At 64.5% G+C, this 20,961-nt stretch carries 19 protein-coding genes; 13 read left to right on the forward strand and 6 right to left on the reverse strand.

Going from position 1 to position 20,961, the window contains the following annotated elements:
* Window positions 1-4 precede the first annotated feature (4 nt).
* A complete protein-coding gene (locus RTQ83_RS00910; protein ID WP_312510651.1) occupies window positions 5-343 on the forward strand; it encodes a BON domain-containing protein in 339 nt (112 codons plus the stop codon).
* 19 nt (window positions 344-362) lie between these two features.
* A complete protein-coding gene (locus RTQ83_RS00915; protein WP_312510652.1) occupies window positions 363-584 on the forward strand; it encodes a glycine zipper 2TM domain-containing protein in 222 nt (73 codons plus the stop codon).
* A 118-nt stretch (window positions 585-702) separates the two neighbouring features.
* On the opposite strand, the gene RTQ83_RS00920 is transcribed toward RTQ83_RS00915, so the two are convergent.
* Window positions 703-1,431: a Crp/Fnr family transcriptional regulator gene (locus tag RTQ83_RS00920; protein ID WP_312510653.1), complete on the reverse strand. Its 729-nt coding sequence runs from the start codon at window positions 1,429-1,431 to the stop codon at window positions 703-705.
* 206 nt (window positions 1,432-1,637) lie between these two features.
* On the opposite strand from RTQ83_RS00920, the gene RTQ83_RS00925 reads away from it, so the two are divergent.
* The 5 genes from RTQ83_RS00925 (at window position 1,638) to RTQ83_RS00945 (ending at window position 6,976) form a co-directional block, all read left to right on the forward strand.
* On the forward strand, window positions 1,638-2,369 hold the full coding sequence (locus tag RTQ83_RS00925; RefSeq protein ID WP_312510654.1) for a glycine zipper 2TM domain-containing protein: 732 nt from the start codon (window positions 1,638-1,640) through the stop codon (window positions 2,367-2,369).
* Between the two features lie 197 nt (window positions 2,370-2,566).
* Window positions 2,567-2,791 carry a hypothetical protein gene (locus tag RTQ83_RS00930; protein ID WP_312510655.1) on the forward strand — a complete coding sequence of 75 codons (225 nt, stop codon included), beginning with the start codon at window positions 2,567-2,569 and terminating at the stop codon, window positions 2,789-2,791.
* Window positions 2,792-2,879: 88 nt separating this feature from the next.
* Window positions 2,880-3,026: a lmo0937 family membrane protein gene (locus tag RTQ83_RS00935; protein WP_005671362.1), complete on the forward strand. Its 147-nt coding sequence runs from the start codon at window positions 2,880-2,882 to the stop codon at window positions 3,024-3,026.
* Between the two features lie 101 nt (window positions 3,027-3,127).
* Window positions 3,128-3,796: an OmpA family protein gene (locus tag RTQ83_RS00940; protein ID WP_312510656.1), complete on the forward strand. Its 669-nt coding sequence runs from the start codon at window positions 3,128-3,130 to the stop codon at window positions 3,794-3,796.
* Window positions 3,797-4,102: 306 nt separating this feature from the next.
* A complete protein-coding gene (locus tag RTQ83_RS00945) occupies window positions 4,103-6,976 on the forward strand; it encodes a TonB-dependent receptor (protein WP_312510657.1) in 2,874 nt (957 codons plus the stop codon).
* 75 nt (window positions 6,977-7,051) lie between these two features.
* Here the strand turns inward: RTQ83_RS00945 and RTQ83_RS00950 are convergent, their stop codons facing one another.
* Window positions 7,052-7,888, reverse strand: coding sequence for a branched-chain amino acid aminotransferase (locus tag RTQ83_RS00950; RefSeq protein WP_312510658.1), 837 nt, complete (start codon window positions 7,886-7,888; stop codon window positions 7,052-7,054).
* Window positions 7,889-8,048: 160 nt separating this feature from the next.
* On the opposite strand from RTQ83_RS00950, the gene RTQ83_RS00955 reads away from it, so the two are divergent.
* Both RTQ83_RS00955 and cls read left to right on the forward strand, forming a co-directional pair.
* Window positions 8,049-10,172: a site-specific recombinase gene (locus tag RTQ83_RS00955; protein ID WP_312510659.1), complete on the forward strand. Its 2,124-nt coding sequence runs from the start codon at window positions 8,049-8,051 to the stop codon at window positions 10,170-10,172.
* Complete coding sequence (gene cls / locus RTQ83_RS00960; RefSeq protein ID WP_312510661.1) at window positions 10,169-11,557, forward strand: cardiolipin synthase; 1,389 nt, start codon at window positions 10,169-10,171, stop codon at window positions 11,555-11,557. Before RTQ83_RS00955 ends, cls begins: the two co-directional genes overlap by 4 nt.
* 16 nt (window positions 11,558-11,573) lie before the next feature.
* On the opposite strand, the gene RTQ83_RS00965 is transcribed toward cls, so the two are convergent.
* Together RTQ83_RS00965 and RTQ83_RS00970 are read right to left on the reverse strand one after the other, a co-directional pair.
* A complete protein-coding gene (locus RTQ83_RS00965) occupies window positions 11,574-12,410 on the reverse strand; it encodes a metallophosphoesterase (protein ID WP_312510662.1) in 837 nt (278 codons plus the stop codon).
* Window positions 12,411-12,424: 14 nt separating this feature from the next.
* Window positions 12,425-13,174: a phosphatase PAP2 family protein gene (locus RTQ83_RS00970; RefSeq protein ID WP_312510664.1), complete on the reverse strand. Its 750-nt coding sequence runs from the start codon at window positions 13,172-13,174 to the stop codon at window positions 12,425-12,427.
* A gap of 140 nt (window positions 13,175-13,314) precedes the next feature.
* Here RTQ83_RS00970 and RTQ83_RS00975 point away from each other — a divergent pair, with 140 nt between their 5' ends.
* The 3 genes from RTQ83_RS00975 (at window position 13,315) to RTQ83_RS00985 (ending at window position 16,075) form a co-directional block, all read left to right on the forward strand.
* Window positions 13,315-13,527, forward strand: a complete 213-nt coding sequence (locus RTQ83_RS00975) for a hypothetical protein (RefSeq protein WP_312510666.1) — start codon at window positions 13,315-13,317, stop codon at window positions 13,525-13,527.
* 145 nt (window positions 13,528-13,672) lie between these two features.
* Window positions 13,673-14,698, forward strand: a complete 1,026-nt coding sequence (locus tag RTQ83_RS00980; protein WP_312510667.1) for a sulfate ABC transporter substrate-binding protein — start codon at window positions 13,673-13,675, stop codon at window positions 14,696-14,698.
* Window positions 14,699-15,052: 354 nt separating this feature from the next.
* Window positions 15,053-16,075 (forward strand): SDR family oxidoreductase, encoded by a 1,023-nt coding sequence (locus tag RTQ83_RS00985; RefSeq protein WP_312510668.1) that lies wholly within the window; start codon window positions 15,053-15,055, stop codon window positions 16,073-16,075.
* Here the strand turns inward: RTQ83_RS00985 and RTQ83_RS00990 are convergent.
* Complete coding sequence (locus RTQ83_RS00990; protein WP_312510669.1) at window positions 16,037-16,471, reverse strand: hypothetical protein; 435 nt, start codon at window positions 16,469-16,471, stop codon at window positions 16,037-16,039. The genes RTQ83_RS00985 and RTQ83_RS00990 overlap by 39 nt on opposite strands.
* 111 nt (window positions 16,472-16,582) lie before the next feature.
* Entirely contained in the window at window positions 16,583-17,572 is a 990-nt protein-coding gene (locus RTQ83_RS00995) for a porin (protein WP_312510670.1), read from the reverse strand.
* 404 nt (window positions 17,573-17,976) lie between these two features.
* On the opposite strand from RTQ83_RS00995, the gene RTQ83_RS01000 reads away from it, so the two are divergent.
* Window positions 17,977-20,958 (forward strand): type VI secretion system Vgr family protein, encoded by a 2,982-nt coding sequence (locus RTQ83_RS01000; RefSeq protein ID WP_312510671.1) that lies wholly within the window; start codon window positions 17,977-17,979, stop codon window positions 20,956-20,958.
* Window positions 20,959-20,961: the final 3 nt, after the last annotated feature.

The following is a 20,961-nucleotide window of genomic DNA, read 5'->3' on the forward strand; positions in this document are numbered from 1 at the left end:
ATAAATGAATATCGGAATGAGTGGAAAGCGCAGCGCAGGATGTTTTACGAGTGCAACTGTCCTGCTGGCTGTCCTGGCCGCCGCACCACTGGCCGGATGCGTTTCCAACGCAACTGACCGGAGTGCAACGGCGGTGGACGACGAGGCCATCACGGCAGGCGTCCTGGACGCGATGGCGCGCGATCCGCAATTGAAGATGTTCGATATCGGTGTCACGGCGTACCAAGGAATCGTCCGGTTGAGCGGCTTTGTCGGCTCGACGGATAGCGTAGGCGCCGCGGCCTCGGTCGCGCGCTCTGTAAAAGGCGTGAGATCGGTCAGGAATGACCTGCGCTTGAAATAACCCCACCAAGGAGATCACCATGAAAACCATCAAGAATCTGGTCGTAACCGCATCGCTGGCAGCTGTCGCTCTGGGCATGGCAGGCTGCTCGAACATGTCGAAGCAGGACCGTAACACCGCGATCGGCGCCGGCGCCGGCGCAGTGCTCGGCGGCGCCCTGACCGGCGGCAGCGCTGTCGGCACCGTGGGCGGCGCAGCCGTCGGCGGCGTGGTCGGCAACCAGGTCAAGACCACCAACTAAGCATTCGCTTAGCTTCCGGTCTTACCTAGCAAAAACGCCCGGCATGCCGGGCGTTTTGTCGTTGTGGCCGCGTGCTGGCGGCGTGCTTCGATGGAAACCGGAGCGCAGGATTGTTGTGTCAGGCCACGCCCTGCACCGGCAGCGCACCGGCTTCGCGCACGATCTCGTAGCAGGTGCAGGAAGCGGCGGCCAGGCCTTCGGGATCGAGGATCTCGATATTGCCGCGGCTGTAGTTGATCAGCCCCTGCTGCTGCAGCGCGCTGGCGGCCTTGGTGACGCCGACCCGGCGCACGCCGAGCGCGTGGGCCAGGAATTCATGGGTGAGATGGAACTTGTCGCTTTGCAGGCGGTCGCGCGTCACCAGCAGCGAGCGCGCCAGGCGCGCCTCGAGCACATGGAAACGGCTGCAGACGGCGATCTGGATCGCCTGCGCCAGCAGCGAATCGGTGTAGCGGTACAGCACCTGCTGCAGCGCCGGATTGCGCGCCACCTCGGCCTGGAAACGGGCGCCGTCCATGCGGCTGGCGCTGCCTGCGCGCTGGACCACGGCGCGCACCTGGGCCGTCTCGTGGCCCAGCGCCACGGTGGCGCCGAGCATGCCTTCACGCCCTACCTGCCCCACCTCGAGCGTCATGCGCCCTTCGGCCACGCCCAGCAGCGAGATCAGGCAATCGTGCGGAAAGTGGATATGCCGGATCGGGTCGCCCGGCTCGCACAGCACCTGGCCGGCCGCCACCGTCACCTGGTCGAGCTGCGGCAGCAGCTGGGCCAGTTCCTGGGGCGGCAGCGCGGCGAGCAGCAGATTGCTGCTGTGCTCGGCGACGGGCGGGTGTGCGGCGAAATTCATCGGGTCCTCGCAGGCGGGCGCTGAAAAGGCCGAGCACGGTCGTGCCGGGCCTGAGCAAGCTCGCCGATACATTTACAAACAATTTCGGCCAGCGTAACCGCCACCCTTGAGCGAGTATGTACGGTGACGCACGGAACCGCTTGTTGTTCCTATGGACAATCTTCGGACGAACAAAGGCCCAGCGCCGCACAAGAAAGGAACCCTTCATGAACACCCCTACCCCATCCGGAATGCCGCCCACTCCGCACAAAGGCCGCACCCATCCCCTGCTGCTCGCGGCCGCGGTTGCCGTGGTGCTGTTCTGCCTGGTCGGCACTGCAGCCATCCTCGGCTGGCTGCCGTCATCGGTAGGCGGCAATGCCGAACGCCAGCTGACCGAGGCCGAGCGCCAAGCGCTGGCCTCCACCCTGCCGCAGGACAGTGCACCGGCCTACGCGGTCGCGCCGGGCACGGCCCAGCCGGATGCCGGCTATGCCCCGGGCGTTGCCGCCGTGCCGGCGGCGCCGGCGCAGCAACTGGCGCCGGCGGTGCCGGCACCTGCGGCACCGGTCAAGGAAAGCAAACCGACCCAGGTCGCCTCGGCCGAGAGCGATCGCAACTGGTGCTCGAACTGCGGCAACGTCGAATCGGTGCGCACCATCACCAGCCGCGCCGAAGGCAGCGGCCTCGGTGCGGCGGGCGGTGCGGTGGTCGGCGGCCTGCTCGGCAACCAGATCGGCGGCGGCAGCGGCCGCCAGCTGGCGACGGTCGCCGGCGCCATCGGCGGCGCCGTGGCCGGCAACCAGATCGAAGGCAATATGAAGGCCACCACCAGCTATGAGATCCGGGTGCGCCTGGACGACGGCACCCTACGCACCTTCCGCCAGAACAGCCAGCCGCAATGGCGCAGCGGCGACCGGGTGCGCATCGTCAAGGGCCGCCTGCGCTCGGTGGCATAACGCGCCAACGCAACGTAATCAGGGCGCGGCGACGCGCCCGATATCGCTAGCACATGGCCGGGATCGCGCAAGCATCCCGGCCAAAGTTTTTCTCTGAGGCAATGTGCGACAACGCACGGACCAACTGATGAGCTCGACCGAAAATGGTTCCACGCTGAAACGTATAGCGGGCACATCAACTGTGGGGAGAGAAGCAAATGAATAGCCTGACATGGATCGGCATCATTGTTTGGGGACTCTTGCTAACCGGCTTCGGCCTGCTGTCGGCCGCGCCGACGCCCGACGCGCAAGGCCATCTGCAGGCGCACGACGTCGTGTTCCTGGTAGCGGGCGGCCTGCTCACCTGCCTGATCGGCTGCATCGGCCTGATGGGCCTGATGGGGTGGATCCCGGGGTTGCGCAAACAAAAAAGTTGCGTTTAATGTACGCCATCGAACGGTGTCATCCGGCGGCTCAGTACATACTGGATTCACAGCGCAACCAAGGCGCATTCTCTCAAGGAGATCCATCATGCTGTACACCATTGCTGTTGTCCTCGTCATTCTCTGGCTGCTCGGTCTGGTGACCTCGTACACCATCGGCGGCTTCATCCACATCCTGCTGGTCGTCGCCGTCATCATGATCCTGGTGCGCCTGATCAGCGGTCGGGGCATATAGAATAAGCACCGGTACGACCCGTAACATCCAATCCGTTTCGCGGTCGCGCCTGTCAAAGGCACGACAGCGAAACGGATTTTTCTTTTTTTAAGGAGATTCGCATGTACTCGAAACTGACCAAGTCGGCCGCGGCCGCAACCATCGTCCTGATGACCGCCACCGGTTGCGCCGACATGTCGGCCACCCAGCGCGGCACCGCCACCGGTGCCGGCATCGGCGCCGGCCTGGGCGGCCTGATCGGCGGCACCACCAGCGGCGGCGGCAGTGGCCGCGCCACCCGCGGCGCCGTGATCGGTGCTGCGGCCGGCGCCGTCATCGGCAACATCTGGTCCAAGCGCATGGAAGCGCAGAAGCAGCAAATGGAACAAGCTACCCAGGGTACCGGCGTGCAGGTGTCGCAGACCGCAGACAACCGCCTGAAGCTGGAAATCCCGAGCGACATCTCGTTCGATACCGGCCGCTCGGACATCAAGGGCAACTTCCAGCCGATCCTGCAACGCTTCGCCAGCACCCTGCAAGAGAACCCGAACACCAACGTGGTCATCATCGGCCACACCGACAGCACCGGCAGCGATGCCATCAACCAGCCGCTGTCGGTCGACCGCGCCTCGCGCACCCGCGACTACCTGGCCGGCCGTGGCGTGAACCCGAACCGCATCACCATCGAAGGCCGCGGCTCGCGCGAGCCGATCGCCTCGAATGCGGACGCCTCGGGCAAGGCGCGCAACCGCCGCGTCGAGATCTATGTCGCGGAGCCGGCGCAGGGTTAAGCGCTCCCGAAAGGGTAATGAAGGCCGGCCATGCCGGCCTTTTTTTCGCCTCAACGATTCGTGCACAGCCGACAACCATGCATGTCACATACCTTCGGCAAAACATTTGTCAATCCCTTCTTGTTTACTGTTGCGATTCCAAAACACTTCACCAATCCAATTTGACACTTGTTCAACCGAAATGCTTTGATGTCGCCCTCCGGCAGCTTTACATTATTTTTCACCGTGCCGGGGTATCAATTACAACAGCGGCAGCGCAGGCCTACCCGGCACGGCGCGTCTCAATAGCAGTTTCGGAGAACTTTTTTGATCAAGCAGCAACTCGTCATCAAGCGCAGCGTCATCGCTGTGTCCGTGGCCCTGGCATCGGCCAGCATCGCCCAAGCGCAAACCCAGTCTGCACAACCGGCTGCAGCCGCGCCACAGAAGGTCTTCGTGACCGGCTCCAACATCAAGCGCGCCGACAAGGAAGGCTCCTCGCCGGTCTCGACCCTGAACGCCAAGCAGATCGCCGCCACCGGCGCCAACACCGTAGCCGAACTGCTGTCGACCATCCCGGCCTTCGGCTCGGGTACCTCGGTCGACATCGTCGACGGCGGCTTCTCGGCCGGCGCCTCGACCGCGTCGCTGCGCGGCCTGGGTTCGTCCTCGACCCTGATCCTGCTCAACGGCCGCCGCATCACCGCCTCGGCCTACGCCGACCCGAACCAGGGCAAATCGGCCGTCTACGACCTGAACACCATCCCGGTGTCGGCGATCGAGCGCGTCGAGATCTTCAAGGATGGCGCCTCGGCCGTGTACGGCTCGGACGCGATCGCGGGCGTGATCAACTTCATCACCAAGACCAACTACCAGGGCACCGAGATCACCGCCTCGACCAGTGCCAACGATGACGGCGAGTTCGCGCGCCGCAACATCAGCGGCGTGACCGGCTTCGGCGACCTGCAAAATGACGGCTACAACGGCTTCCTGAGCTTCGACATCTCGTCGCGCGACCAGACCGGCATCCGCGATGCCAAGGACGTCAAACAAGAGATCTACGCCGACGTCAACCAGCGCCTGGGCGAATACGGCAGCTACCTGACCAACCAGCCGTTCTTCTTCCGCGAGCGCACCAGCGGCGCAAAGAACTTCTCGACCACCCTGGCCAACGGCGCCGGCATCATCAACCGCACCGGCTGCGACTCGTCGCAACTGGTCACCGGCAATCGCGACAAGCACAACCTGACCGCGACCTCGATGCTGAATGGCCGTACGTTCTGCAACTACGATACCTGGAACAACTACGAAGCGCAGAGCAAGGGCAACGACGCCAACCTGCTGGGCAAGTTCACCTACCAGCTGACCCCGGACATCACCGCCTTCACCGAGCTGGCCTACACCCGCACCGAGCGCGAATACCGCGGCAACTCGAAGACCATCCTGTCGACCTCGCCGACCACCGTGTTCCGCACCAACGGGCTGCCGAGCAACTACCAGCTGATCCTGCCGGTCGGCCATCCGGACAATCCGTTCCCGGATGCGCGTTCGGCCGTCGGCTACCGCTTCACCAACATCGATGGTGGCGCCAAGAACGTCAACGAATCGGGCCGTTTCCTGGCCGGCCTGCGCGGCACCACCGGCCAGTTTGACTGGGAAACCGGCCTGCTGCTGAACCGCAGCGAGCGTACCGAGACCAACCACGGCATGCTGTACCGTCCAACCGTCGACCGCATCGTCAGCGAAGGCCGCACCCTGGCCGAGACCGCTGCCGATCCGAGCGTGGCGCGTGACGTGATCAATACCGGCTTCGCCCAGGTGTCGCAGCTCGACGCCAAGGCCTCGACCACCCTCGGCCAGCTGGCCGGCGGCGACATCGGCCTGGCCTTCGGCGGCGAGATCCGTCAAGAGAAGCTGTCGATGAACCCGGACTACGAGACCCAGGTCGGCAACATCATCGGCCTGGCCAACACGCTGGTGGAAGGCCGCCGCATGGTCAAGTCGGCGTTCGTCGAACTGCGTACCCCGTTCACCAAGAACTTCGAGATGGACTTCGCCGGCCGTTGGGACAAGTACCCGACCGAGACCAGCTTCGTCCCGAAAGTCGGCGCCAAGTTCATCGCCAACGACAAGCTGACCTTCCGCGCGTCGTACGCCGAGGGCTTCCGTGCTCCGGCCCTGTCGCAGATCGCCGAAGGCGGCGTGCAGTCGTTCACCACCCTGACCGACACCGTGCGCTGCCCTGACGGCAAGAACCCGCTGCCGGGCGGCGACTCGTCGGACTGCTCGCGCGGCATCTCGTCGATGTCGGCGGCCAATCCGAACCTGAAGCCGGAAACCTCGAAGAGCTACTCGTTCGGCGCGATCTTCGCCCCGACCCGCAACCTCGACGTCCTGATCGACTACTACCGTATCCGCAAGGAAGACGAAACCGCGCTGCTGTCGGCCAGCTACGTGGTCTCGCACCCTGAGCTGTACCAGGACCTGGCGATCCGCGACACCAACCCGCTGAACGCGCTGGTCGATGGCAACGGCAACCCGATCCCGGGCACCGGCCCGCTCAACGCGGTCAACCGCTATTACGTGAACCAGGGCGCGACCGAAGTGTCGGGCATCGACCTCGAAGTGGCGCACCGCCTGTCGCTGGGCGATATGGGCCGCCTGAGCACCAAGTTCGACTGGAGCTACCAGCTGCGCTACAAGCGCGCCGAGCGTCCGGGCGAGCGTGAGGCCAACCTGGTCGGCACCAACGGCGGCCTGTCGGACTGGGCCACCTCGGTCGGCGATATCCCGCGCCACCGCGCCACCCTGTCGACCAACTGGACCCGCGACGTACACTCGGTCACCCTGACCGGCGAATTCGTCTCGCGCATCTCGATGCTGCGCCGTTCGGACGACTTCGACATCTATCCGGTGCCGTACTGCTACTACGGCAAGGGCCAGCCATCGAGCGCCTACAGCCTGGGCGGCCTGGAGAAGTTCAGCAACTGGGTAAGCGATTGCTCGGTGCCGTACTGGGCGACCATGCACGTGGCCTACTCGTACACCGGCTTCAAGAACTGGACCCTGTCGGCCAACATCCGCAACCTGCTGGACAAGGCCGCACCGTACGATCCACGTTATCCGGAACAGGGTTTCAACACCCAGCTGCACAACGGCCAGGGTCGTTACTTCCGCCTGACCGCGAACTACAAGTTCTGATTGAATAGGTAGTTTGATAAACAAAAAGCCGCCCGGTTCACACCGGGCGGCTTTTTGTTTTGTGTCGCGCGCGTATCAAGAGGCGTCGGTGAACGCCAGGTACAGTTCGCGCGCCTGGCGCGCCACCGGCCCGGCTTCCAGCGTGCGCTCTTCATAACGCGTGCACGGCGTGACCTTGCCGTAGTTACCGGTGCTGAAGATCTCGCGCGCCGTATTCAGCTCGGTCGCCTTGACGCTGCGCTCTTCCACCTTCACGCCGGCATCCGCCAGCAGCGCCATCACGCGCGCCCGGGTAATGCCGGCCAGGAAAGTGCCGTTCAGCGCCGGCGTCACCACAGCGCCATCCTCGGTCACCAGGAACAGGTTCGAGGCCGCGAACTCGGCCACGTGGCCTTCGGCGTCGAGCATGATCGCCTGGTCGAAACCGCGCTCTTTGGCTTCGCGCATGGCACGCGTCGAGTTGGCGTACAGGGCCGAGGCCTTGGCGTCGGTCGGCGCCATGTTCGGCTGCGGACGGCGCAGCGTCGACAGGCAGGCGCTGAAACCCGTGAACGGCGGCAGCGGCGCATCGAACAGGGTCAGTGCGAACTGGCTCTTTTCGGCCACCGGGATCAGGAAACCTTCCGAACCGAACACCAGCGGACGGATGTACAGCTCGGCATCCGCCGGAAACTTGGCCACGCCTTCGCGCACCAGCGCTTCCATCTCGTCCACGCTCAAGGGGCAGCGCAGGCCCAGCTTTTCGGCGGAGGTGATCACGCGCTCCAGGTGCGGGCGCAGGTCGGGCAGTTTGCCGCGCATGGCGCGTGCGCCGTCGAACACCGACGAACCCAGCCACAGGCTGTGGTCCATGGCGCCGTAGAGGGGAGTGTTGCCTTCGGCCCATTGGCCGTTGTAATAAGTCAGGTACATGATCGCTGAGGTGATAACAAAAAATGCTGAAAAGATTGGTACAAATGGGTCCAGTGTATCGGCTCCCCTACCCTACCGTCCAGTCACTTACTGTTCGTTGTTTAACCATCCTAACCGACCCCATCGCGTACACTAGGGCTTTCCAACAGAAGTTGTATTCATGCTAGCTACTCTCGAACGGATCGATCCCCACAGCGACAACATCGACCTGCTGGTCGAGTTGGTCTGCCATCTGCGCCCGCGTCAGCGCTGGGTGTGGCAGGGACAGGACGATCCGGCGCAGGCGGTGCGCACCCTGACCCAGCTGCTCAAGGGGAATCCCGAGCAGGCCTGGGCCTTGCGCCGCTACATCACCACCCTGCTGGAAAAACGCCGTCATACCAGCCTGTACAGCGACATCGGCATCCTGTCCAACGACGGCTTCGTTACCGAACTCAAGAACCGCATCACCTACCGCTTCCTGCCGCCGGCGCTGGACGACCTGTACCTGTCCGACGCACTCGACCAGGTGCTGTACCGCGACGACGACTACGTCTGGATCCGCGCCGTCCCCGACGCCGACTGGATGGCCCTGTTCGACATCATCGCCGACGCCCCGCCGCCCGAGGACGCCACCGCCGGCCGCGCGCGCGTGGTGACGCTGGAAGGCTTGCTGGACGCGATCCGCACCCTGTCCTGCCGCGTGTGCGCGCTGGGCCTGGAGCCGCGCCTGGTGCACAGCTACAGCCAGATCGAGAATTTCGATTCGCCGTTCCTGATGCAGAACATCGAGACCAACCACTACCTCGACCAGTACGCGCGCTACCTGGCGGGCGATATCGAGCGTCCAGACGATGCCCGCCACCTCCTGGTGATGCTCGACCAGTGCGAAGACGTGGTGCTCAAGATCCGGCGCGGCGCGCTGTCGACCGGCACCAGCGTCGCCCTCACCTATCTGCTGGTCGCCCTGCAGCAAAGCATCGATCGCCTGCACAAGCTGCTGTTCCTGGTCGACGTGCATGACCAGGAAGCGGCCAGCGCGGCAGCGCCGGTGCCGGCCCCGGTCCTGGCGCCGGACGCCAACGGCGTGCTGCAGCTGGAAGCGCCGTCGCTGTCGCCGCAGCGCCTGGCCGCGATCGCGCTGGCCGAAGAACTGATCGAGGCCCACAACACCAAGTACCAGGTCAGCAACCTGGTGCGCGACAACGTCGACCTGCTGGCACGCAATGTCACCGAGAACGCCAGCCGCACCGGCGAGCACTACATCGCCGAGAGCCGCAAGGACTTGCGCGCCATGTTCGGCGCCGCCTCGGGCGCCGGCTTCATCGTCGGCTTCATGGCGCTGTTCAAGATCCTGCTGGGATACCTGCGCACGCCGCCGCTGGTCGAAGCCTTCCTGTTCAGCATGAACTATTCGCTCGGCTTCGTAGTGATCCACCTGATGCACTTCACGGTGGCGACCAAGCAGCCGGCCATGACGGCGCAGCGCATCGCCGCTTCGCTGCACCGCGCCGACAACGGACGCGGGCTGGACGTCGACCGCCTGGCCGAACTGGTGAATAAAGTGTTCCGCACCCAGATGGTGGCGGTGCTGGGCAATGTGCTGGTGGCTTTCCCGGTGGCGTGGGCCATCGCGGCCGGCTACAACGCGATCAGCGACAAGCACCTGGTCGATCCGATCAAGGCGCTGCACCTGCTCAACGACATCGATCCGCTCCATAGCCCGGCCCTGTTCTACGCAGCCGTGGCCGGCGTGTGGCTGTTCGTGGCCGGCCTGATCTCGGGCTACTACGACAACAAGGCGCTGTACACGCGCATGGGCCAGCGCATTCAGCAGCTGCGCGGCCTGCGCCGTCTGTTAGGAAAAGAAAGACTGGCACGCCTGGGCCAGTACATCGAGGACAACCTGGGGGGCCTGGCCGGTAACTTCTTCTTCGGCATCCTGCTTGGTACCACCGGCACCGTCGGCTTCCTGCTCGGTCTGCCGATCGACATCCGCCACATCACTTTCTCGGCCGCCAACTTCGCCACCGCACTGGTCGCACTCGACTACCAGATGACCTGGGCCCAGATCGCCAACGCCACCGCCGGCGTGTTCCTGATCGGTACCGTCAACCTCCTGGTCAGCTTCGGTCTCGCCCTGTGGGTGGCGCTGCGCGCACGCAAGATCCGCTTCAAGCGCGGCATCCTGCTGGTGCAGGCGCTGGGCCGGCGTTTCATCAGCGGGCCGGTCGACTTTTTCCTGGGACCCAAGCACCGGCAATTGCCGCCGCCCGATCCTACTACCATGAAGAGCTCAAAATGAACAACAAACGCGTCGCCGCCTGGATCGCTGTCCTTGCCCTGGTGGGCGTGGTGGCGTCGTGCAAGAGCCTGCCTGGTGCGGACACGATGGCGACCGGTGCGCCGCAGGCCGTGCCCACGGTAGCCACCCAAAAAGGCGAACTCAAGGAGCAGCAGGCCGCCGCCCTGCTCAAGCGGCGCTGGGCACGGGCCTCGCCCGACCTGAAGGCGCTGGCGGTGCTGGAAGAACAGGCCACCAGCGTGCCGCTGATCGCCGGCAACAAGGTGTCGCTGCTGTTCGACGGCCCGGCCACCATGCGCGCCATGATGGAAGCGGCGCGCGGCGCCACCAGTTCGATCAACCTGGAAACCTATATCTTCGACCACGACGAAATCGGCATGCAGTTCGCCGACATCCTGATCGCCCGGCGCCAGGCCGGCGTGGTGGTGAACGTGATGGTCGACGGCGTCGGCACCGTGGCCACGCCGCGCGAATTCTTCGACAAGCTGCGCGCCGGCGGCATCAATGTGCTGGTGTTCAACCCGGTCGATCCGACCAAGCGTCCCGGCAAATGGGCGGTCAACAACCGCGACCACCGCAAGATCATGGTAGTCGACGGCAAGGTCGCGTTCACGGGCGGCATCAACATCAGCAGCACCTATGCCAACAGCTCGCTGTTCCGCTCGAAGAAAAAGGCGAGCAAGGTCAACGAGGACGAGGTCGGCTGGCGTGACACCCACATCAAGATCGAAGGCCCGGCGGTGGCGGCACTGCAATGGGCGTTTGTCGACAACTGGGTGCACCAGGATGCGGGCGAGCTGCCGCAGATCGATTACTTCCCGCATTTAACGCCGGTCGGCGACAAGGTGGTGCGGGTGCTGGCCACCTCGCCTGACCGCGATTCGGAGATCTACAAATCGCTGGTGGTGGCGATCAACGAGGCCAAGAAATCGATCCACCTGACCGCGGCTTACTTTGTTCCCGACCGCCAGATCGTCGATGGCTTGATCGCCGCCGCCAGGCGCGGGGTCGACGTCCAGCTGGTGCTGCCGGGCGTGTCCGACCACAGCTTCATCAAGTCGGCCGGCGAATCGTTCTACGCCGAACTGCTCGAGGGCGGCGTGCGCATCCACCAGCTGCAGGTGGCGGTGCTGCATGCCAAGACCACGGTGATCGACGGCATGTGGTCGTCGATCGGATCGGCGAATATCGACCGCCGCAGTTTCATTCACAACTACGAGGTGAATGTGGTGGTGCTGGATCCGGCGTTCGGGAAGGATATGGAAGCGGCGTTCCGCGAGGATCTGCGCCACTCGAAAGAGGTGACGCTGGACGCGTGGAAGCACCGGCCGTGGATGGATCGCGTGCGCGAAGCAATGTCGCGCCTGACCGAGTATTGGATCTGAGCTCCCGCGCGGCGGGCTACAACCCCGCCGCCATCATCCCGTCGTCGTGCGGCGACCAGATATTCCCGGCGCGGATGAATTTCTCGGTGGATACCAGCGAGAACTGGCCGTGCACCACATCCCAGCCATAGCGGTCGATCTCGACCCGCAACGGCGCCACCCGCACCACATTGAATGAATTGACTTCCCCGCGCCCGCGGGTCGAGGTCGCGGTCCCGGCCTGGATCACCAGCGCCGCATACTTGTCGATCTGGTAGCGCGCCGCCGTACTTCCGGCGTGGCTGGCGTGCATGTGGCCCGCCATCAGGATATCGACGCCGGTTTCGGCAAATACCTCCATCGCCATCGGCGCGCGCACCACCAGGTCGCGTTTCTCGAAGCTGTCCGGCAGGTCGAACGGGTGATGGGTGACCACGATGCGTGTCACCTCGGGCTTGAGCCCGGCCAGGCGCTCGCGGATCGCCGCCACCTGCTCGTGGCTGACACGCCCGTCCTTGATGGTCAGCGAGCGCGCGGTATTCACGCCCACCACCGCGATCTCGTCGTCGATATACACCGGATCGAGGTCGTCGGTGATGTAGCGCTTGTAGCGCGCCAGCGGCTTGATGAAGCGGCGGAACACGTTGTATAGCGAGATGTCGTGGTTGCCCGGCACGATGATCTGCGGCCCCGGCAAACTGTCGAGGAAGGCGCGCGCCGCTTCGAATTCTTCTTCCTTGGCGCGCTGGGTCAGGTCGCCCGAGATCACCACCACGTCGGCGGCGATACGCTCGACCAGCTCGCGTAATGGCCCCAGCAGCGCTTGGTCGACGCGGCCGAAGTGCAGGTCGGATAGATGAACGAGGGTGCGCATTCGCAAGTCTCCTTTTAGATTTCCTGGGGTGGCGCGCTGCCGGCTTCACGCCGCTGCCGGGCCGCACGGCGCCGGTTGAGGGTGGCGGCGCCGCTGACGCACACTGCCAGCCAGCCGCAGCCTTCGGCCAGCGCGGCCAGGATGTCACTCAGATAATGGGCGCCGAGATACATGCGCGAGAACGCGATGGTGCCGATCATCAGCGCAGCCAGCAGGAACGGCAGCACGCGGCCCGTCCATGAGCGGGCGCGGCGTGCAAAGTAACAGGCCAGCAAGCCATACAGGACGGTAGCGGCCATCGTGTGCCCGCTCGGGAAACTGTAGGTCGTCAGCGTGAGGATCGGTTCTTCGAAATGCGGGCGCGCGCGCTCGAAGGTATGTTTCAGCGCCACGTTCAACAGCATCCCGCCCGGCACCGCCGCGACCAGCGCCATCGGCCAGTAGCGGTGTCCGCGTCTAGTCAGCCAGACCCCGACGCAAAAGGCGATCGCCAGCACGCCGGGCGTGCTGTGCAGGTGGGTCAGCAGCAGCAGACCGTCGCGCAGCAGGCCACCCTCACGCGCGTGCAGGTGCAGCCACATGGCGATCTCGGCGTCGAGCTGGATGATCGGCGCGCCGGCCACCACCGCCCCGGCCAGGCGCGCGAACACCGCCATCGCCCCCAGCAGGAAGACGACGCCGACAGTGAGGTGCAGGCCGAACTGCCCCTCCGGCGAGAAACGGGCGGCGGCGAAACGGTGCAGGCGTGGCAGGACATTGTTCATGGTGAAGCGATTATGACCGACTTGGCGAAAAAACCACACACGGCAAAAATCACTGTATATCTGCACAGTACCTGTAGATTTATACAGTAGTTGTGTTATTCTTTCCTCACTGCACAACTACTCGTTAAAAGGTAACGCACATGACCACTCTGAACAGCTCCTTCGGCCTGGAACACGCACCGATCCCTTTCATGGTCCGCATCGGCCGCCGCGAAATCCTCGTCACCCGTGATTTCCGCAAGCGCTTCTACGCCGTAAACCCGATCATCGAGTGCGATACCGGCGTCGAGGCAGGTCATCTCGAAATTCTGGTGTTCCGCCGCTGGCTGCTGATCCTGTCGAAGGCGCACTGATCTCTTCCATGGCGGTATGAGCAGGCGGCGGGCGCGCGTTGCGCCGCCACTTGTAAAAACCGCATATGGTTGCGCGAATTTATTCGTTCTCTTAGTCATGGTCGGGACCGTACGCTAGTGTTTCCCATCTATAGAAAGAGAAGAAATGCTGCGCAAAACTATCTTCCGTGCACTGACCAGTTCCGCTGCCGCCCTGGGCCTGCTGGCCCCGACGGCCGCCCTCACGAGCGCGTATGCCGCCGACGTCAGCCTGCTGAACGTCTCCTACGATCCGACCCGTGAGCTGTACCAGGACTTCGACGCCGCATTCGCCAAGCACTGGAAGGCCAAGACCGGCGACAACGTCACGGTCAAGCAATCGCACGGCGGCTCGGGCAAGCAGGCACGTTCGGTGATCGACGGCCTGCCGGCCGACGTCGTCACCCTGGCGCTGGCCTACGACATCGATGCGATTCGCGACCGCGGCCTGATCAACGCGGGCTGGGAAAACAAGCTGCAGTACCGCAGCTCGCCGTACACCTCGACCATCGTGTTCCTGGTGCGCAAGGGCAATCCGAAACAGATCCGCGACTGGGGCGACCTGGTCAAGCCGGGCGTGTCGGTGATCACGCCGAATCCGAAGACTTCGGGCGGCGCGCGCTGGAACCATCTGGCCGCCTACGGCTACGCCCTGCGCCAACCGGGCGGGAACGACAAGAGCGCACGCGACTACCTGGCGCGCCTGTACAAGAACGTGCCGGTGCTCGACTCCGGCGCACGCGGTGCCACCACCACCTTCGTCGAACGCGGCATCGGCGACGTGCTGCTGGCCTGGGAAAACGAAGCGCTGCTGGCGCTGCGCGAACTGGGTCCGGACAAGTTCGAGATCGTGGCACCGTCGATCAGCATCCTGGCCGAGCCGCCGGTGGCCGTGGTCGACAAGAACGTCGACAAGAAAGGCACGCGCAAGGTCGCCCAGGCGTATCTGGAATACCTGTACAGCGACGAAGGCCAGGACATCATCGCCAAGAACTACTATCGTCCGGCGGTGGACAAGTTCGCCAAGAAATACGCGTCGCAATTCCCGCAGATCAAGCTGTTCCAGATCAGCGAGCTGGGCGGCTGGACGCAGGCGCAAAAGGCGCACTTCGCGGATGGCGGCGTGTTCGATCAGATCTATACCAAGAAGTAAGCTGGACTTCGGGGGCGGCGCTCTGCTCGCCCTCACCCGCCTCATCCGCCGCCCACGCGTTCAACCAATACGTCCCAGACCGTAGGGTTGGCGGCTCTGCCGCCGACGCGTTCAGACCGTGTCCGCACGCCGCACGACCAAACGTGAGCCGGTTGAACGCGTCGGCGGCGAAGCCGCCAACCCTACGTGCTTCGGAATTCACGGGAATGTGTCCAACGCGGCCCCGCTCAAATTAACCCTTGAAATCCCGACAACGGCCACGAAGTGAACAATTCACTAATTCGTGGCCTGCCCGGCAACCCTCGCCTGCGGCAGTCCTTACCCCGACCCACCCCCTACGGAAAGGATCACGCTATGTCAGTCAAACTCCGGAAAATCAACGAGCAAGTCATGGTCATCACCGGCGCCACCAGCGGCATCGGCCTGTCGACCGCGCGCATGGCCGCGCGTGAAGGCGCGGCACTGGTGCTGGCGGCGCGCGCCGACGATGCGCTCGACGAACTGGCCAGCGAACTCAAGCGTGCCTATGGCACCGACGTCATCACCGTCACCGCCGACGTCGGCAAGATCGACGATGTCGAGCGCATTGGCGACGCCGCGATCGACCGCTTCGGCCGCATCGACACCTGGGTCAACAATGCGGGCATCTCGATCTACGGCCGCCTGGAAGACGTGTCGCCGGAAGACCACCACCGCCTGTTCCAGACCAACTTCTGGGGCGTGGTGAACGGCTCGCTGGAAGCGGTCAAGCGCATGAAGCAGCGCGGCGGCGGCGCCCTGATCAATGTAGGCAGCGAACTGTCGGACCACGGCATTCCGCTGCAGGGCATGTACGCGGCCTCGAAGCACGCGGTGAAAGGCTTCACCGATTCGCTGCGCCTGGAACTGGAAAAAGAAGAAGCGCCGATGTCGGTGACGCTGGTAAAACCGTCCGGCATCGACACCATGTTCGCGGTGCACGCCAAGAACTACATGGACAAGGAACCGAAGCTGCCGTCGCCGGTCTATGCGCCGGAGCTGGTGGCCGACGCCATCCTGTACGCGGCCCAGTATCCGAAGCGCGACGTGTTCGTCGGCGGCGCGGCGAAAATGAATTCGTCGGGTTCGCGCCTGATGCCGCGTGCCTTCGACAAGTTCGTCAAGGCGACCATGTTCGCCAACCAGAAGCAGGAACGCTCGACCGATCCGAGCCGGCGCGACGCGCTGTACAAGCCCGACCATACGCGCGAACTGCGCGAGCGCCAGGGCATCTATCAAACCCATGAGCGCAGCCCGTACACCTCGGCCAGCCTGCGCTCGGGTCCGGTCACCACCGCCCTGCTGGGCGGCGGCGCCCTGTTAGCGGCCTTCGCCCTCTCGCGGCGGCTGGCTCGATAAGAACTCGGTGTCCTCCTCGGTCAGCGGCAGATCGGGGATGGACTCGATGCGGTCGGTATCGATGTCGGCGCCATCCTTGGCGACGGCATCGCGTCCCGCGGCGGCGCGCTCACCGGTGCCGCCCATGTCGCTGTCGCCCGAGAAATCGGCGTCGCCCACGTCGGGGCCCGCGGTGTCCCCTGCATGGCTCGCTTCCAGGTCGGAAGTGGTGCCTTCGTCGAAGTCCAATACCTGATCGTCATCCAGATTGCCCGCGAAACCAGGGCCACCCACGACGTCGCTGCCGGTGTCGGAAATGTCGCTCGGGCCGAGCGCGTCGATGCCATGGCCTTTACCCAGGCTGCGGTCTGGGCGCTCCGGGAAGTTGTCCGGATCAAGTGTGCTGGTACCAGTCATGATGCCTCCTCAATAGTTGATTGACCATGGAGACAGGGTACTGTTTTTTGCCTTTCAACGTCGCAACGCTGGCCATGTGCGTGCGCGCACAAACCGCCGGCGGCGGCAGGCTCAGAAGGCGCGGCGCATGCCGACGTTGACCGCCGAACCGTTGCCCGGATTGACGCCCAGTTCCACGCCGTTCAGGTGCTGGATGCGCGAATAGGCGGCGTAGAAATCCATGCGGCGCGACACTGCATAGGTGGCGCCGATGGCCAGCTGGCGTGCGTCGCGGTTGGCAAGATCGCGGTCGTTCTTGCGGATGAACGAGGCCAGCAGCGTGGTCGAGCGCGTCACCGGCACCGCCACCCCGGCCAGCACATCGCGGCTGTTGGTCGAACGGGTCGAGGCGATGCCGGCGCCATAGGGATTGTCGGGATTGAACAGCGGAGAATTGTTCCAGCCGCGGCTGGCGCTGTAGGCTGCGTAGGCCGTGCCCCAGCCGAAGCGCATGTTGGCGGCCACGATCGAATTCTTGGCCGCCATCGTGATGCCGACCTGGTCGAAGCGGGTGACCTTGGCCACGTTGCGGTTCTGGTGCGCGGCGCGGATGGTGAGCGGACCGGCGTTGAAGCCGAGCGACATGCCCCAGGCGCGGCCGGACGGCGAGCCGTCGACATCGCCCTTGCCCCACTTGGCGCCGGTGTCGAAGCCAGCCACCCGGCCCTGGTAGGCGACGCTGTCGTCGGCGCGTTCGCCGCGTGGTTCGGCCTGGGCTGCCAGGCCGCCATGGAACGGGTCGCCGACGTCGTACAGCGTGGTGTAGTCGAGGGTGTACTGGCGCCCGACGGTAAGCGCGTCGCGCCGCTCGCGTTCGAGCTTGCGCTCGGAGTCGCTGGCGCTCTCCAGGGTGAAGATCGCGGGCGCGTCGGCGGCCGGCACCTGGCCGCCACGCGCCGCCAGATGCAGCTCGGCCAGGCAGGCTTCGGCACAGACGGCTTCCTTGAACGCACCGGTGCCGGTCGCCACACCCGGGGCGGCCGTATCGTTCTGCGCGTTCTGCGCCGCAGCAGATGCCGCGCTTGCACCGAGCACGGCCAATGCAACGATAGACATTCTCATGGCGTCATTCCTCTCTGACGCCTACTATCCGCCTGTCGGTACAGGCTGATCTGTCTAATACCTCACATAACTGGCGGTTTCTTTACAACCGTGATGCACCACAAACTGCTGAGTCGAGTTTGATATGTGGAGGATTCTGGTCTGGTGCCTGGGACCATCGTGATCAGTAGCGCGGCGCTGCAAATACTCCAGACCAGACTGGCACGCAATTCGTTCACCGTCCTGGCGCGCAACCAACTTTCATAAAAATGCTGGAGAATGACTAGCAGTTACGTTGTATTATTGTCTTAATCAAATTTAACAAAACCTGCTGTATTGAATAAGGTTACGTGCACTTGTCTGGAGACTGTTGTTATATGTCCGTATCGAAGCCACCTCCAAATCTTCCCTTCCAGCTTCCGTTCATGTCCAAAATTACCCAGGACACGCGTCTGCTCAATCTCAGCACAGTGCTGGGTGCCGATATCCTGGTCGCCGAGTGCGTGCGCGGAGAAGAAGGCCTCAGCCAGTGCTTTCAGTTCAGGATCGCCGCCCTGTCCACCGATGCTGCAATCGCACTGAAATCGCTGATCGGACAACCGGTGCTGCTGGAGCTCATGACAAGCGCAGGACGCGACGCGCTGCGTCCTTTCCACGGCCATGTCACGGCGGTCGAACTGACCGGCTCGAACGGCGGCCTGGCGCGTTACCAGCTGACGGTCGAACCATGGACGGCATTCCTGCAGCACGGACGCGACAGCCGAATCTTCCAGGACATGACCACAGCCGACATTCTGGAGGCGGTGTTTGCCGGGTACCGTGGCAAGGGCAAGCTGGCCCCGGCCTGGCGCTTCGATCTGCAGGACCGCGAGATCTATCCAAAGCGAAGCATCACCACGCAATACTGCGAGAGCGACCTGGCGTTCGTCGAACGGCTGATGCATGAGGAAGGGCTGTTCTATTATTTCGAACACACGGGCCAGGCCGACAGCCCGGCGCTGGGCACGCACACGATGGTCATCGCCGACCACAACGGCGCATTCGAGAGTGACCGGCAGGGCAGCATCGCCTTTTCGCAACCCGGTGCGACGATGCACCAGGATACGTTCGACCGCTGGCGCACCGAGCTGCGCCTGCAGACCAATGCCGTCGAGCTGAGCAGCTGGGATTACCGTTCGCTCGACAACCGTGTGGTCGGCACCGCCAGCACGGCCAATGCCTCCGGCATGCGTCAGCAAGTGTTGTCCAGCGCCGATATGCCGGGAGCCTACGCGTATGCGTCGCGCGCGCAGGGGCAGCGCATCGCCGAGCGCCAGTTGCAGGCCATCGAGGCAGGCAAGGAGATCCACGTCGGCGCGGGCACGGTACGCACGCTTCAGCCGGGCTCGGTCTTCACCTTGACCGGAGAGCCTTCCCTGGACACGGCCGCGGGCGACGATGCGCGCAGTTTCGTCGTGGTGCGCGTGGTGCACCTGATGCACAATAACCTGAGCGCCGAAATGCGCGCCAACGTCGACGGGCGGCTCGGCGTGGCCCCGCTCGCTGCCGCGATCGAACACGAGCAACGCCGTAGCCTTCACGCCGTAGGCAAGACGATCGGCCAGCGTCCGGTCTACCGCAACCGGATCGATGCCATCCGTAGCAAGGTACCTTATCGCAGCAGCGGTCTTGACGCGCATGGACAACTGCTGCATCCGCGTCCGACGGTCATGGGCCAGCAGACCGCCATTGTCGTCGGCCCGCCGGGCATCGAGATCCATAGCGACCGCGATCACCGAGTCAAGATCCAGTTCCACTGGCAGCGCGGTGTACAGAGCCACAGCAGGCTGCCCCATCCGCAGGCGGACGGCCATGCCGGTGCGCCGGGCGACGACAGTGCCGGCACCTGGGTCCGCGTAGCGACGCCGATCGCGCCGGTGGCCGGCGCCAACTGGGGCGGTAACGCCCTGCCCCGCGTCGGCCAGGAGGTACTGGTCGACTTCCTGGAAGGGAATATCGACCGGCCGGTGATTATCGGCGCACTCTACAACGGTCGGGGACAAACCGACGCCCAGCATAACCAGGTAGCTTCCGGTGCCGGGGCCGCGACCGGCAATGCGCCGGCCTGGTTCCCCGGCGAAGCGGGTGAGTGCGCGCATCCGGCAGTTCTGTCCGGCTTCAAGACACAGGCGCTCGCCGCGAGCCGGACCGGTAGCGGCGCCTATGGCCAGCTGGTACTGGACGACAGTCCGGGGCAAGCGAGGGTGTCCCTGCAGCGCCACGCCAATGCCCATCAAGGGACGGCCGAACTGAACCTGGGACATCTGGCGCATCAGACCGACAACCGGCGCCTGGCGGCGGCCGGCTTCGGCGCCGAGCTCAAGACCGAGCACAGCGTCTCCCTGCGCGCCGGGAAGGGTATGTTGCTGACGACCGATGCGCGCAGCGGCGCAGGAGGAAACCAGCTCGATTCGCGCGAAGCGATCACCCAGATCGAAGCCAGCCTGGCGCTCCAGACCGACCTGGCCGAGCTGGCGCAGAAGCACAACGCCACCGGATCGGCGCCCCCGAAGGCGGCAGGCAATGATAACAGTGCCGGTGCAGGTGCGAGCGCACTGCGCGCCAGCGAAGCGTTGGCGCGCAGCCGCGACGCCCTGCAGGGGAAGGCCGCCGCGGCCGCTGCAGCGCAGGCGCAGGCCGCACCGGGGACCGCGTCGGAAGCAGAAGCGGAACCAGGCTATGACCAACCGCAGTTGCAGCTGAGTTCGCCTGACGGCATCGTGGCATCGACACCGGTCCAGGCCGTATTCACCGCCGGCATGACGAGCTCCTTCAGTGCCGGACACGGCATCGACCTGGCATCGCAGGGCAACACGGTGGCCTCGGTCAAGGGCGGGATCAGCCTGTTCACTTACGGCAAGGCATCGAATGCCGACAAGCCGAACCAGGAAACCGGCATCCGGCTGCATGCCGCCAGCGGCAAGGTCAGCAGCATGAGCCAGTCGGCCGCGAGCGCACTGACTGCGGACAAGGCAATCACGGTCGCCAGCATTACGGCCTCGGTGAACGTCAAGGCCAAGCAGCACGTCCTGCTCAATGCCCAGGGCGCGCAGCTCAAGCTCGAGGGCGGGAATATCGAACTGTTCGGCCCGGGCAAGATCGAGTTCAAGGCCAGCATGAAGGAACTTACCGGACCGCATGACGCCAGTACCGGACTGCCCGCGATGCCGACGCCCACCGAGATCTTCAATGAAGCCTTCGTGGTGCGCAATGAAAAGACCGGCGAGATCATGGCGCACGTCCCTTATCGCATGGAATCGGCAAGCGGCGTCGTCGTCGAAGGCGTGACCGATGCGATGGGCCGCACCCAGCGCCTGTTCACATCGAAGCCCGAAGCCATCCAGTTGTTCCTGAAAGAGCAGGACTGAATT

This window comes from Massilia sp., from assembly GCF_031995545.1.
In the GTDB taxonomy this organism is placed as follows: domain Bacteria; phylum Pseudomonadota; class Gammaproteobacteria; order Burkholderiales; family Burkholderiaceae_D; genus Telluria.

Excerpts from the sequence above, each read along its gene's own strand:
- RTQ83_RS00935 (WP_005671362.1), top strand. The coding sequence starts at position 2,880 with ATGCTGTACACCATTGCTGTTGTCCTCGTCATTCTCTGGCTGCTCGGT.
- RTQ83_RS00950 (WP_312510658.1), bottom strand. The coding sequence starts at position 7,888 with ATGTACCTGACTTATTACAACGGCCAATGGGCCGAAGGCAACACTCCC.
- RTQ83_RS00990 (WP_312510669.1), bottom strand. The coding sequence starts at position 16,471 with ATGACTGGTACCAGCACACTTGATCCGGACAACTTCCCGGAGCGCCCA.
- RTQ83_RS00965 (WP_312510662.1), bottom strand. The coding sequence starts at position 12,410 with ATGCGCACCCTCGTTCATCTATCCGACCTGCACTTCGGCCGCGTCGAC.
- RTQ83_RS00915 (WP_312510652.1), top strand. The coding sequence starts at position 363 with ATGAAAACCATCAAGAATCTGGTCGTAACCGCATCGCTGGCAGCTGTC.
- RTQ83_RS00985 (WP_312510668.1), top strand. The coding sequence starts at position 15,053 with ATGTCAGTCAAACTCCGGAAAATCAACGAGCAAGTCATGGTCATCACC.
- cls (WP_312510661.1), top strand. The coding sequence starts at position 10,169 with ATGAACAACAAACGCGTCGCCGCCTGGATCGCTGTCCTTGCCCTGGTG.
- RTQ83_RS00940 (WP_312510656.1), top strand. The coding sequence starts at position 3,128 with ATGTACTCGAAACTGACCAAGTCGGCCGCGGCCGCAACCATCGTCCTG.
- RTQ83_RS00995 (WP_312510670.1), bottom strand. The coding sequence starts at position 17,572 with ATGAGAATGTCTATCGTTGCATTGGCCGTGCTCGGTGCAAGCGCGGCA.
- RTQ83_RS00975 (WP_312510666.1), top strand. The coding sequence starts at position 13,315 with ATGACCACTCTGAACAGCTCCTTCGGCCTGGAACACGCACCGATCCCT.
- RTQ83_RS00955 (WP_312510659.1), top strand. The coding sequence starts at position 8,049 with ATGCTAGCTACTCTCGAACGGATCGATCCCCACAGCGACAACATCGAC.
- RTQ83_RS01000 (WP_312510671.1), top strand. The coding sequence starts at position 17,977 with ATGTCCAAAATTACCCAGGACACGCGTCTGCTCAATCTCAGCACAGTG.
- RTQ83_RS00930 (WP_312510655.1), top strand. The coding sequence starts at position 2,567 with ATGAATAGCCTGACATGGATCGGCATCATTGTTTGGGGACTCTTGCTA.
- RTQ83_RS00910 (WP_312510651.1), top strand. The coding sequence starts at position 5 with ATGAATATCGGAATGAGTGGAAAGCGCAGCGCAGGATGTTTTACGAGT.
- RTQ83_RS00925 (WP_312510654.1), top strand. The coding sequence starts at position 1,638 with ATGAACACCCCTACCCCATCCGGAATGCCGCCCACTCCGCACAAAGGC.
- RTQ83_RS00980 (WP_312510667.1), top strand. The coding sequence starts at position 13,673 with ATGCTGCGCAAAACTATCTTCCGTGCACTGACCAGTTCCGCTGCCGCC.
- RTQ83_RS00970 (WP_312510664.1), bottom strand. The coding sequence starts at position 13,174 with ATGAACAATGTCCTGCCACGCCTGCACCGTTTCGCCGCCGCCCGTTTC.
- RTQ83_RS00920 (WP_312510653.1), bottom strand. The coding sequence starts at position 1,431 with ATGAATTTCGCCGCACACCCGCCCGTCGCCGAGCACAGCAGCAATCTG.